At 39.5% G+C, this 12,850-nt stretch carries 12 protein-coding genes, 1 tRNA gene and 1 CRISPR repeat array; of the genes, 9 read left to right on the top strand and 4 right to left on the bottom strand.

Annotated features, from left to right (window positions below; all coding sequences use genetic code 11):
* Positions 1-346: 346 nt before the first annotated feature.
* Positions 347-1,606 (bottom strand): hypothetical protein, encoded by a 1,260-nt coding sequence (locus BLP52_RS13690; RefSeq protein WP_091711050.1) that lies wholly within the window; start codon positions 1,604-1,606, stop codon positions 347-349.
* 338 nt (positions 1,607-1,944) lie between these two features.
* On the opposite strand from BLP52_RS13690, the gene BLP52_RS13685 reads away from it, so the two are divergent.
* Positions 1,945-2,697 (top strand): SIMPL domain-containing protein, encoded by a 753-nt coding sequence (locus BLP52_RS13685; protein WP_091711049.1) that lies wholly within the window; start codon positions 1,945-1,947, stop codon positions 2,695-2,697.
* A gap of 154 nt (positions 2,698-2,851) precedes the next feature.
* Entirely contained in the window at positions 2,852-3,445 is a 594-nt protein-coding gene (locus BLP52_RS13680) for a DedA family protein (protein ID WP_091711048.1), read from the top strand.
* A gap of 47 nt (positions 3,446-3,492) precedes the next feature.
* Here the strand turns inward: BLP52_RS13680 and BLP52_RS13675 are convergent, their stop codons facing one another.
* Together BLP52_RS13675 and BLP52_RS13670 are read right to left on the bottom strand one after the other, a co-directional pair.
* Positions 3,493-4,623 (bottom strand): UDP-N-acetylglucosamine--N-acetylmuramyl-(pentapeptide) pyrophosphoryl-undecaprenol N-acetylglucosamine transferase, encoded by a 1,131-nt coding sequence (locus BLP52_RS13675; RefSeq protein ID WP_091711047.1) that lies wholly within the window; start codon positions 4,621-4,623, stop codon positions 3,493-3,495.
* Positions 4,624-4,759: 136 nt separating this feature from the next.
* Positions 4,760-5,752: a PHP domain-containing protein gene (locus BLP52_RS13670; RefSeq protein WP_238380849.1), complete on the bottom strand. Its 993-nt coding sequence runs from the start codon at positions 5,750-5,752 to the stop codon at positions 4,760-4,762.
* Between the two features lie 159 nt (positions 5,753-5,911).
* On the opposite strand from BLP52_RS13670, the gene BLP52_RS14540 reads away from it, so the two are divergent.
* Together BLP52_RS14540 and BLP52_RS13665 are read left to right on the top strand one after the other, a co-directional pair.
* Positions 5,912-6,436, top strand: a complete 525-nt coding sequence (locus BLP52_RS14540) for a glycosyltransferase family protein (RefSeq protein ID WP_162272995.1) — start codon at positions 5,912-5,914, stop codon at positions 6,434-6,436.
* A complete protein-coding gene (locus tag BLP52_RS13665) occupies positions 6,420-7,112 on the top strand; it encodes a glycosyltransferase (protein WP_162272994.1) in 693 nt (230 codons plus the stop codon). Before BLP52_RS14540 ends, BLP52_RS13665 begins: the two co-directional genes overlap by 17 nt.
* Here BLP52_RS13665 and BLP52_RS13660 read toward each other — a convergent pair.
* On the bottom strand, positions 7,074-7,736 hold the full coding sequence (locus BLP52_RS13660; protein ID WP_091711044.1) for an HAD family hydrolase: 663 nt from the start codon (positions 7,734-7,736) through the stop codon (positions 7,074-7,076). The two genes, BLP52_RS13665 and BLP52_RS13660, sit on opposite strands and share 39 nt — an antisense overlap.
* 123 nt (positions 7,737-7,859) lie before the next feature.
* Here BLP52_RS13660 and BLP52_RS13655 point away from each other — a divergent pair, with 123 nt between their 5' ends.
* The 5 genes from BLP52_RS13655 to BLP52_RS13635 all read left to right on the top strand — a co-directional run bounded on the left by BLP52_RS13655 (position 7,860) and on the right by BLP52_RS13635 (position 12,038).
* Complete coding sequence (locus BLP52_RS13655; protein ID WP_091711043.1) at positions 7,860-8,444, top strand: SOUL family heme-binding protein; 585 nt, start codon at positions 7,860-7,862, stop codon at positions 8,442-8,444.
* Complete coding sequence (locus BLP52_RS13650) at positions 8,445-9,824, top strand: cryptochrome/photolyase family protein (protein WP_091711042.1); 1,380 nt, start codon at positions 8,445-8,447, stop codon at positions 9,822-9,824. It begins immediately after the preceding gene.
* Between the two features lie 212 nt (positions 9,825-10,036).
* Positions 10,037-10,534, top strand: a complete 498-nt coding sequence (locus BLP52_RS13645; protein ID WP_091711041.1) for a MarR family winged helix-turn-helix transcriptional regulator — start codon at positions 10,037-10,039, stop codon at positions 10,532-10,534.
* Entirely contained in the window at positions 10,521-11,918 is a 1,398-nt protein-coding gene (locus BLP52_RS13640) for an MATE family efflux transporter (protein WP_238380848.1), read from the top strand. Before BLP52_RS13645 ends, BLP52_RS13640 begins: the two co-directional genes overlap by 14 nt.
* 35 nt (positions 11,919-11,953) lie before the next feature.
* Positions 11,954-12,038 (top strand) — tRNA-Leu (locus tag BLP52_RS13635).
* 324 nt (positions 12,039-12,362) lie between these two features.
* Positions 12,363-12,839: direct repeats of the CRISPR family, unit length 37 nt; unit sequence GTTTCAATCCTTGTTTTAGTGGATCTTGATTTTGAAT.
* Positions 12,840-12,850: the final 11 nt, after the last annotated feature.

Below are 12,850 nucleotides of genomic sequence, written 5' to 3'. Positions count from 1 at the left end.
GAGTACCTGTTAAGAAAATCTAATTTCCGGCGTACAATGGATATCAAAACTAATCGTTTAACAATTCCGGCTGTCACAAAAACCAAGAATGCCACTATCAAATGTATTGTAGTTTCCATTTTTACAGTACTCATATATTAGTGAGTTACAATTGTATTAATGAAATATAAATATACTATTTAAGTGTGCTTAGCGGAATCTATGTAGAACTATTTTGATTTGGAGAATGAGTATATTGCTAGTGTTAAATCCTTATTTTCACTTTGTTTTTTACTAAAACATCATGTCCTTAAATCTAAACAAATGATTATAAAAAGAATTGTTATAAAAACAATCATTCTACGAATTAAACATTCAATGTCTTTCCATGCTTGCTATGGAGTATATCCATGATCTTCTTTTTAGCACACTCTTTCTTTCTGGTTTCTATTTTTTTGAAATTCTCGGACTTATATTCAAAGCAGGACCAGTTGAACAGAACAGCCACATCACCTATGATCTTCCTGTGGACAAGATTCAATCCGGCATTTGTCAGTTCCTTAGCATCCCAGTCAAGCAACTTATTTTCCACCAATATCTTACAATGCTGTGCAAGGCATGAAAAAGATATCTGCAGGAAATTGAGGATCTCTGCCTCGGTAACAAAGCCAAGATAAAAACAGAACAAAATGCGTATCTGTACATCCTCTTTAAGGTTCAGGCATCCGTAAATAGCCAATATCACCGAATAGTCACGTGACTTCAGGACAACAAAAGCATCATTTATAGTGTGGATCATCAGATCCATAAAACAGGTATTCTCAGGTATCTCAACCTCTATTGTTTCAATTGACGTCGGACAGATGAACTTATTAATATCGGATGTAGCTACATTTCCGCACAATTTTGAATTGCCAAACTTCCATATTATTCTGTTTGTCTCATCCACACATGGTCCCATGTTATAATCAAGGCAATTCCACACCGTAGACAGGTTGTCAAAATCTTCCTGGATATCGGAACCAAGCTTCTTCTTTTCAACGCCCTTGACCCTATCCACAAGATCAAGTCCAAGGGGTGTAAGAGTAGCATACTTATCAACCAGTCCCTTGGTTTTCAGGGACGCAAAGGTCCTGTTGACCATTTCATCGTCACCCTCAAAAATAGGTATTAGCATATCCAGGCTATTAATTCCGGATGCCAGAAGACATAACAATCGAATATCTTCCGGTTTCATAGTTCCAATGATAGGATCGGCCTTCACACCTAAAAGGCTCATCAGCATATATTTCAGGTTGGAGACATCGGATTTCTTTCCTGCGACTATCATTGAAGAAACCACTTCACCTATGCCGATGGTCGCATTTTTCTTGTAATCAATAACAATAACCGCGCCATGTCTGCTGGAATTCTGGAGCTTACAGAGAATTGCATGCGGTAGAGGCCTGTCAACAATAAGGATATTTTCCAGATTAACATGAATTATCCTGTCAGAGGTTTGGATTTGCATCTCTTTATCGCTGAGAATAACCTTCCAGGGTGCCCATTGGGTATTATCTATACTGAATATGGTATTGATACGTGGAATATCTACAATTCCTATGAACTCGATTTCACCATATATCACTCAATCCCTCTCTAATTGTAAAAAAGATCTTTTCATGGTTCCCACACCATATTAAACAAACTTAAATTCCAGCTTTAATATTATATTATTGACTAGTATAAATATCTTCTCATATACTGAAAAATAAAATCAGTACATTGGTATATTGTTTTTAGTAGTTGCAGCCAAAGAGCAAACATGTTCATCAATACACATCTCTATATATCGTCATCGAGCACCAGTTATAGCTACAACTGAGTTTGAAGTTTAGACAATTGTTTAATATGTGCAAGTCTTTCTATTAATCGCAATAACCGGTTATTATCACCGGTTGGAAGGCAATTAGAGGAGGATATAATATGTCATCTGACACTAAAAACGATAGATCATATCTCGCCATCATTGCACTATCAGTTGTGCTGGTGGTGATGTCATTAACAATATATGCCATCTCACAAGGTGGTACTGAACAGAACACAGCAGACACAATTACAATGGGCGGATACGCTGAACAGAAGGTTGTACCTGACACTGCCTCTTTGAGCATAGGCGTTGTCACCCAGGCCGAAACAGCAAAGGAAGCATCTGACGAGAATGCTGCCATAATGAGTGCTGTCATATCAGACCTCAAAGACCTCGGTCTTGAAGATAAAGAAATACAGACATCCTATGTTTCTGTGTATCCGGTCTACAATTATGACGGGGAAAGAACCATCACGGGTTATTCCGCATCCAACAGCGTGCAGGTCACCACAACAAAGCTCGATTACCTGAGTGATATCATTGACAGGTCAACAGCGGCAGGAGCCAATCAGATAGGAAGCATTTCCTTCTCAGTCTCTGATGACATGCAGGAGCAGCTCCGTGAACAACTTGTAAGTGCAGCTGTAGACAATGCAAGGTCAAAGGCAAATGAACTTGCTGGCAGTCTGGATCTTAAGATCACAGGCGTACAAACAGCATCAATGTACGATAATGGTAACACACCGATCTACTATACAAAGTCTGTCGTAGAAACAGCAGCAATGGATGCAGGAGGAGTTTCCACACCAGTTGAGCCTGGAGAGTCCACAGTTTCCATGTCAGTACAGGTAACCTATTACATTGGATGATGGGAATTAGCCGCTCAAGATTGTTGACAAAAAAGACAAACCAACCAACAACACCCGGAGTTGCATAAAATAGAAGAATTATTTGCAACTCCTTCTCCTTTCTTTTTATCAATTCAGAAAGAGTTTTTATATATTCAATTACTGATTAACCAAAATGAATAATTGGGAGTTCTTAGTACCTTATCTTGAACATCTTTCATATGTCGGTATTTTTATAACTCTTGCTTTTCTGGGACATTTCATTCCATTACCGGAAGAAGTTCTTCTTCTCATCGTGGGCTATATTGTCAGCCTTGGATTTGGAAATCTCTGGATGGTAATTGTTATTAGTCTGATAGCAGGTGCTTCCGGAGACGTATTGCTATACTGGCTTAGTAAGAATGGAAACAAATTACTGTCACGGTTCGATCATAATAAGGATAAGAAAAAGATTGCCCGATATGAGCGTTTGATGAATGATCATGGTGGTAAAACCATCTTTACATTCCGACTGATAGTAGGCCTGCGTTTTTTCGGTCCTGTTGTTGCAGGGTCTGCAAATGTATCATGGAGTAAATTTATTTTTTATGACCTGTTGGCCTTATCAGCCTTCTATCCTTTTCTAATTATAACGGGATACCTTTTCCACAGTAATCTTCAGAACCTGATAAACGATGTTAGTATCCTTAGTCATGTGATCTTTTTTGCTGTAGTAGGATTGTTTGCAATAGTTCTGAGTGTCTTCTACAAGAAGACCTTCTCAAACTAAAAACTGCTGTTACATTATAAAGAGAATCAATTGATCTTTTTCAAAATTTATCTATTCGCGGTCTCTTCGACCAGCAGCCGCACGGCTCTTGGTCCATTCAGTTCTACTGCCAGTTCCTTCATCTCACTCAGCTTGTTCCTGTATTTCTCATCATTGATGAGTAATTTAATATTCTCAAGTATCTCTTCTGGAGATGCGGAATAATCCATTTTCTTTCCAAGACCGTCATCTTCAATAACAAGAGCATTGTTTTGCTGTTCATTATGTTTCTTGTCAGGAACAGTTATCATTGGAACTCCAAAGCTAAGTGCTTCCATCATAGTACTGTGGCCACCGGGTGCTATTACAAGATCTGAGGCCTTCATGTATGGGAACTGGTCATTGATGAATTTGAGTATAATAACGTTCTCCGGCAATGTTCCAAGACTCTCCGGATCAACGCTGGGGCCTGAAAGCAAAGTATAATTGATGGAGTTATCCATTCCTGCAGCTTCAATGACCTTTCTAAATATAGGTTCACGGTAGCCAAACCCTCCCACAGTGCAGAGCACATGAGGACGTTTAAGCTCTTTTGCAGTTGTTTCTTCAAATGTCTTTCCAATGAGAGGGCCACTGAAAAATACCTTTTTCCATGTTTTCTTCTTAAATTCCAGGTTCTTTCGACATACTGCATGTGGCAGTGGATAATCAGGAATGATCACTTTGTCAGCCAGGTTGAACATGCCTGTATAGAATTTTTTTACAAGCTCGGCAAGTATCATGTTGGAAACACCCTTGCCTTTGAAGAACTCTTCCATATTTGACTGGTTGACTATCATGTGACATGGCAGACTGCGGGATTTAGCACCTATCATTCCCATGAAATAACTGTCCGAGATAACAACATCCGGTCTGGTTCTTTTTAGAAGTTTACGTATCTTTATCAGACCCAGGAACTGTCCTCTTTTGAAAGTTGCAAGAATAGACTTTTTAAGATTCAGGGAACCTGCCTTTCCAACAAGGGTTATCTCTGAGGGAACCTTGTGTGCCTTGAATCCTTTGCGTTCAATTAGTTCCTTTGAATATCCGTAAGCTCCGAAATGGACGTCGTGTCCTGCACAAACAAGCTCTCTGCCAATGGAAATACATCTGCTGGTGTGTCCAAGACCTTCGCCGCAGACAAATATCATTATTCTCATCTTAACACCAAAAAAATAGCCAGCCCAAAAACTGACCGGTGTCCATATGCTCTAATCTTTTAAAAGACTTTCATCAGAAATGCGCATGCCCGCATCTCTTGTTTTTTCAAAAAAAAGAATGTGCTTAAAGGCACATCTAACTATTAACAACGCGTCCGATCCTAGTAACCTGTGGCTGTTTTGATATTCTGTATAACAGGAAGGGTAAACCGGAACCAAAGAATTGCTGTGCAAGGTGCATTGTCATATTGTACATGTGTGGCTGTTTGTCCCGATTGTCACCGCACACAAGACTGACAACTCTATCGAATGCCTCCACTCCAGTAGAGTAGTCACCCTCGTGTAGCATACGTTTTTCCATATTGAAAACAAGCTCTACCCATGCATTCATCTCATGGCTGATGTGTTTCCAGATAGGCTCATCGATCATCATGTATGACCTGCCTTTCTCGATGTTTTTGAAATACTCCCTGAAAGTATCTCCTTTTGCAAGAGTATGGACCCTTCCGATCCTGCCTGTGTGACTGTCAGTTGTCACAGCCATTCCTTTTTTAAAACGCTGTGCCAGTACCATTGAGAAGAAGTTCTTCTGCTTTAGATCCTGCATGTTATACTCAATTACCGGAAACTGCTTTGCAATCTCAGGAACGGCCATTATATTTGGCTTTTCTCCCGGTTTGAACCAGAATGGATGATTGTATATGTGTAGTATGTCATTATCCCTGAAATAATCAAGAAGCATGTAGACATCCTGCCTTTTACGTATGATTGTCTCTATCTCGCAATATTGTCCTTTATCAAACTCAAAAGCATTGATATGTATTGTGTGTCCGACATTTTCCATGTCAGTAATTGATAATTCAACCCCCGTGGTCAGTTTATCCCGATTCCATCCCATCCTGTCATATGCCTTTACAGTATCATGATCTGTAAAGGTCACAAAATCAAGGCCATCCGTCAGTCCTTTTTGAAAAAGATTAGGTGGTTTTGTAAAATAGCATGCAGGTACGTCATAGGAGCAGGACGTATGCACATGCAGGTCTGCCTTGCGCCAGCCGTTCTCAAGAAGTTCTGCTGCTCTGTCAGATGCAATTATTTTTTGCATTGTGCTATTCTGTTTCCGGAACACTTTATCACTCCTATTGAATCTAGAATCCCGTTTTGCAGATTTTCTTCTATGTGTACATATGTTTCTAATTGTAGATAAATAGTTAATCTACATGTTCTATAGTTATCTCTATTTTCTATGTGGCATGTCTGTATATGTATATAAGTAACATATATGGATATGCCAGAGTACCAGACTAATTCTGATAAACGTATGATTTTTCTGATTTTTGTGTGTGGTGAAGGACTTGGACATACCGGAAGATGCATTTCTCTTGCATCTGAACTGTTGAATTCCGGGCACACTGTCTTCATAGGAGCCTATGGATATTCGCAAAAATTAATCGAAGAATCAGGATACATTGTTGAGGAGATTCCCCGGGAGCTCAGGCTCAGTGGCAAAAAAGGTTCACTTGATCTTAAAAGCTCCATAGTTTCAACTGCAAGGGGTATTTCTTTAGGCAATATCAATTCAGTTACCAGGCTGATAGAAAGAACAAAGCCGGATTTTGTGATATCAGATGGTTACTACTCCAGAATAATAGCTGCCAGACGAAAAAAAAGTTCCTGTATGTATGGTAGTGAACCAATCGAGTATGCAGGATTTTTTCAGGAACAAGGGGTTTGTAATAGGGGCAGTAGGATTTACTGTAAAGAAATTCTACACGTGGGCCTACAGGAATGTAAATATGATATTCGTTCTTGATTTTGCCCCACCTTTTACTATATGTGGTTTTAATCTTTCATTCCCTGATGGTGTAAAGGATAAGATAAGATTCAGTGGTCCTGTACTTAGAAAAAAATACGAGAAGGTCATTCCGATAAAAGAATTGAAAGGTCCTCATGTGCTTTGCAGTATAGGCGGTTTCGGCTATCGGCTCCATATATTTAAAACGCTGTTAGAAGCAGCAAAAATGGATAAAAGTATCAATTACACTCTAATAGGCGGACCGGATCTGGACTATGCCCTCCTTGAAGATGTTCCTGAAAATGTTGATATTCGCCATCTGATTCCTGATCCATTTCCTTATTACAGGTCGGTGGACATGGTTATTTGCACAGGTGGTCATGGAACTATTACCGAATCCCTTAGTTATGGACTTCCGGTTATCTCATTCCCTGACAGGTCGCATAATGAACAGGAGAATAATGCAAAGTTCATTGAAGATAACGGGTATGGCAGAAGATTCTCCTATTCTGTCACACCTGAAGAATTGTTACAGGCTATTCACTCTCTTATCAATGATGAAAAATACAGGTCAAATGTGTCTGTCTTGAAAGAACAGGCATTAATGGGTCATGGACCAACTTTCATAAGGGAACAACTGGAGGAATATCTTTCCTCAAGTCCCGGGAAACATTCTCATCAGCAACTCTATTAACCTGAATAATTCTTCGTGGTCGTGCAGGACTATGTCAGCATGTTCTAGTTCTTTTCTTGTAAGGTACGTTGGTAGACCTACTGTGAATATTCCTGCGTTATTGGCAGATTCAACACCAAGGGTAGCATTTTCAACTACAATGCAATTGTCTTTACTGATGCCAAGCATCTCTACAGCTTTATTGTATGGATCGGGAGCAGGTTTTCCATATTCTGTATCATCGCCACTGACGACAACATCAAAGATTCCCGGGAAATATTTTTCCATCATCATTTCCACGATCTTCCTGTCAGAGCCTGAAACAACCGCAAGTTTGAATTTGCCTTTGATCTGCCGGAGAATATCGTCGACACCATCAAAAAGGGTAACACTGTTCCTGTCAAAAAGCTGATGTTTCTTTGCAGGTACTGATGTAAGTATTGTTTCCATGTCTATGGAATTATTTCCATTTATCACAAGGACTCTTTTCACTATTCCTGTATCGTTTTCACCTTCAAGGGCGAATATATCTCTTTCATCTATGGAGATACCTTCCTCCATAAATGCGGTTTTCCATGCCATTGCATGCAGGTGCATTGAGTCTATGAGCACACCATCCATATCAAAAATCAGAGCTTCTATCACAATTGAAAATCAGCATGTACATATATCTAGTTAACCTAAGTTTCGATCATAGAGTATAATATCTATATATTTTCCATAAAAGGAACCACAATACTCTTCTAACTTCCAGAGCAATCTATCCGTATGGATAAGGGCGGGGCAATTTTTGCTTTACTGACAGTATTTGCTGTCATGCTTGGTTCATGGTTTTTTGCAGGGGTGCACGTTTCAATGACAAGAGAAGAGGTTGGGTACAGGGTACTGTCTGAATTGGGAAAAAATATTGAGGTGAGGGAATACGGGGAACTGACTCTGGTTTCCACATCATCAAATAATATTGATGATTCTTTTTCTGTGCTTAGATCTTATATCTCTGGAAATAATGCAGAGAAAAAGAAGATTGAAATGATCTCTCCTGTAATTATATTTGAGGATAAGAATGTTGTAAATATGTCATTTATACTTCCGCAAATGTACGATACAGACGATGTGCCTGCTCCGGTAGATTCCAAGATCTCGGTTCAGGTTGTTCCTTCACGAAAAGTAGCAGTTATCAGATTTTCAGGATATGCAAAAGGGGAAATTGTTGAAACTAAGCGTTCAGCTCTCAACCTGCAGCTTTCTGATAATGGTATTGTTACGATGGGTGATTTTTTCCTGATGCGGTATGATCCACCGTGGGTTCCTCCTGCTCTGATGCGTAACGAAGTGGCTATTGAGGTGGAATAATTGGAAAAAGAATACGTTTTATCTTTATTCATATTCAGACGCGATCTTCGGGTGGATGATAATACTGCTTTGAAAGTTGCAATGAAAAGGTCAGATGAGGTTATTCCTTGTTTTATTTTTGATCCAAGACTTGCTGATGAAAAAAGAAAGAATTTCAACCATAATACTTTCCAGTTCCTGTTAGAATGTCTTGAAGATCTGAGTCATCAATTAGGGTCTAGAAATGGTAAACTTTTCTTATTCTCAGGTCTGCCTGAGGAAATCATATCTGGACTAAATGATAAACATGGAATTGATGCTGTTTTTTACAACAGGGATTACACTCCTTTCAGCAGAAGGCGTGATGATTTTATTCTGAAAACCTGCAAGGATTCAGGTATTGATGTTGTAAATTTCCATGATGTTTTACTACATGAGCCTGGTTCTGTGCTCACAAACGAAGGAAATACTTATTCTGTATTTTCCCAGTTCTTCAAAAAGGCTTCAAAAAGGGAGATTCTATTTCCTGAGGTGTATGAAGAGGGAAAATTCTATTCTGGGAATCTGGATGTAGCTCAGTTTTCTCTATCTGATCTTACAATTGATATGAATTCTTCTCTTTTCACAAAAGGGGGCAGAAGTCATGCTCTTTCGATCCTTCATGGAATAAGTGATTTCAGGAATTATGACAAAGAACGTGACTATCCGTCAATAAAAGGCACTACAGGACTTTCAGCTCACAATAAACTTGGTACTATATCAATACGTGAATTCTATTATTATGTGGAAAAGGAATTAGGTTCAGACCATACACTTATTAATGAACTTCATTGGCGTGATTTTTTTACTCATATTGCTATTGCACATCCATATGTTTTTACTCATGCTTTCAAGAAGAAATTCAATTCGCTTCCATGGTCAAATGATAATAAGTTGTTTGAATCATGGTGTAAAGGGCAGACCGGTTTCCCGATTGTTGATGCCGGAATGCGAGAACTGAACACTACCGGATATATGCATAATCGTGTGAGGATGATAGTTGCATCTTTTCTTGTAAAGGACCTGCACGTTGACTGGAAATGGGGCGAGCGATATTTTGCCAGCAAACTTGTGGACTATGATCCTTGTGTGAACAATGGAAACTGGCAGTGGGCTGCATCAACAGGTGCGGATTCTCAGCCGTATTTCCGGATATTCAATCCGTGGCTGCAACAGAAGAAGTTCGATCCTGAATGTCTGTATATTAAAAAGTGGATTCCTGAACTGGAGGGTCTTTCTCCAAAAACTATCCATTCAATGGATAAGGGACAGCAGCTTCTTGGTGTGGCTTATCCACAACCAATTGTGGAACATTCCAGAGAGAGGAATGCGGCACTTGCGGCATTTAAATCAATAGAATAAACTTGATATTGTTTTTGTCATGTTTTTTCTTTTTGCTCAGGGGATTATTCGTTCATGATGGCATTTGTCTAGTTAGTTATTGGTAGTAAATCTCTGGAGCACTAATTATCTTAGAATGTTTAAGGTGGATTCAAATTCCGATGTGAATCTTTATGTATTATTATATATTGTTCTGAATAGTATTATATAGTTAGTTTGCCTTACTAACTTTTATGTCAGAAAAAACGGAAATGGAATTCTCTTTTGAGAAGCTCGATGAATATTATAATCGGCTTTTGAAGGAATATGAACTTTCAGGAGAATTCGAAGATCTTAGTTTTAACGCTTATATGTACCTCAAGAAGATACATATTCTTGGTACTCCTTCTCTTTCGGAACTTGCGAGGAGTATGGAGGTGACAAAACCATCTGCAAGTGCCATGGTACACAAGCTCTCGGACAAAAAGCTGCTGACAATGAGTCCTTCTGCCAGTGACAAAAGGGTCACTCTGCTAGGTCTGACAGAAAAGGGAGTAAAGTTCATTGAAATCCAGGATTCTGCTGATAAGCGAATTTATATGCGTATCCGGGAAATACTGGATGACAATGAGTTTTTAGCTTTCACTGAGCTGTGGCGTAAGATCGATTCAAATCTTGATGTAGACATCAATACATCTTTTAATGCGAACTGTGCTGCTAAACTGAAAAAGGGTGGTGATGATGGTAAATGATCACCAACTGTGCCATGATAGTATCTGTTCCCTGTTTTGCCGGTTCACACTTCCCGCAGTTGCCGGTATTGTAGTTGCAGGTATCCAGACCATCGTTGATGGTTTCTTCATTGGTAATGGTGTTGGCAGCCAGGGGCTTGCAGCAATAACGCTGGCTTTTCCGGTGCTGATGTTCATTGTAGCTATTGGCATTATGTTCGGTATTGGTTCCTCAAGTCTGGTGGCTCTGGAACTTGGATGCGGGAATCGTAAAAGAGCTCGGAGGATAGTGGCAAATGTATTTTCCATTCTTATATTGCTAGGTGCAGCTATCTCTGCAACAGGTCTTCTTTTTCTTCATCATCTTATTGCTTTGCTTGGTGCCAGCAGTAGTTCAGGTGCGATGGTCGAAGATTATCTGGGAATAATTCTTGCAGGTGCGGTTTTTGTATTATTCTCCCTTGCAATGGAACCTCTTGTAAGAAATGATGGGAGGCCTGTGTTTGCAATGAAGATAATGGTAGTGTCAGTCATGATAAATGTCCTGCTGGATTACGTATTTGTGATCAGGATGGGTCTTGGTATGGGAGGTGCTGCATTTGCTACCATGATCGCTTTTGCAATGATATCTGTGCTTAATGCATCACATTTCTTTAGCAGCAGGGCAAAACTTAGGGTTGGGATAAGAGACTTTGCTATCGATCCTATTTTACTTGGACAGATCATCCGAAGCGGAATGCCTTCATTTGTGATGCAATTCTCTATTTCCCTGCTTTTGCTTGTCCACAATTTCATGCTTTTGCGCTATGGTTCGGAAGTCGAGGTTTCGGCATTTGGTATTATAGATTATTCCTTCTCGATGTTCTATATGCTTTTTGAGGGCATTGCCATGGGTATGCAGCCTATAATAGGTTTCAATTATGGTGCAGGGCTATACGGAAGAGTAAGCCGTACTTTAAAACTTGCAATGCTTGCAAGTTTTGTAGTTGGAGTTGCAGGTTTTATGTTGTTTACCATTTTCCCTGGGGTTGTTGCAGGGATTTTCAATCCTGATGATGCCCACCTGCTGGATGTCACTGTGAATGCCATGAGGATATTCATGGTTTCGTTGCTTGTGCAGGGAGTTATTGTTGTGAATGCAACCTATTATCAGTCTGTAAATAAGATTAGGTCTTCAATGCTCATCCATCTTGGCAGAGTGTTTGTGTTTGTCCTGCCATTGTTATTCATGCTTCCTGCTCTGTTCGGGCTTACTGGTATATGGCTTGCGACACCTGTTGCCGATGTAATGATGTTTGTGGTAGTAATGTTCATGGTATCCGGTGAGATCAAACGGCTGGAAGAGAAGAAACTGGAATGTCTAATGTCCAGGGAAAAGTGCAAAAATATCACTCCGCAATATTAATATGTGAAGGGCATATTTACCAATTACTTCTTTTTGCGGGGGTTGCCCAGCTTGGCCAAAGGCGATGGGCTTAGGACCCATTCTCGTAGGAGTTCGTGCGTTCGAATCGCACCTCCCGCATCATTTCTCTTTCAAATTCCCTGATTTACGTTGCTGAATATATGCAGATACCATTTTTTGTTTACATCTTGGACATGTTGGTCTTGTCATAATATCACCTGGAAAAGTGCAACTCAAAAGGCTTTTATGGCTGAAAAACAATCTACAGATTAGAAAAAGGACAGCCAAAATGGCTGCCACGATTTCTGCAAGGGAGATTTCAAGGTCGAACTGAAAATCTCCTTTGCATATTAGCAAACATATTTTCTCACCTCTTCTTGCGTTGGTATATTACAATTGTCTATAAGCTCTATATTTGCTTCTTTCTATTGACGACGTTTTCAGTTTTCAATCCTTGTTATAATGGATCTTGATTTTGAATAACTGCTAAGAATGTGACTATTGTGTTTGACGACAGTTTCAATCCTTGTTTTAGTGGATCTTGATTTTGAATAGATGGAACACATCATAGACGCAGCCAGGGAAGAGCCGTTTCAATCCTTGTTTTAGTGGATCTTGATTTTGAATCATAAACGAATAGTACCGTAAGGGATACCGCTACCATTAGTTTCAATCCTTGTTTTAGTGGATCTTGATTTTGAATCCATAGCCTTCAATTTTCATAGTAGTAGCTGCCATGTTTCAATCCTTGTTTTAGTGGATCTTGATTTTGAATACCTGTTGTCTTTACGTCTGTTGTTGTAGTCATTTTGTTTCAATCCTTGTTTTAGTGGATCTTGATTTTGAATATGCATATGCAATGTCACTGACCGGAACACAAGCAGGTTTCAATCCTTGTTTTAGTGGATCTTGATTTTGAATGTGACAAAAAT

Source organism: Methanolobus vulcani (assembly GCF_900100715.1).
Taxonomy (GTDB): Archaea; Halobacteriota; Methanosarcinia; order Methanosarcinales; family Methanosarcinaceae; genus Methanolobus; species Methanolobus vulcani.
This window is presented reverse-complemented; position numbering and strand designations above follow the sequence as displayed.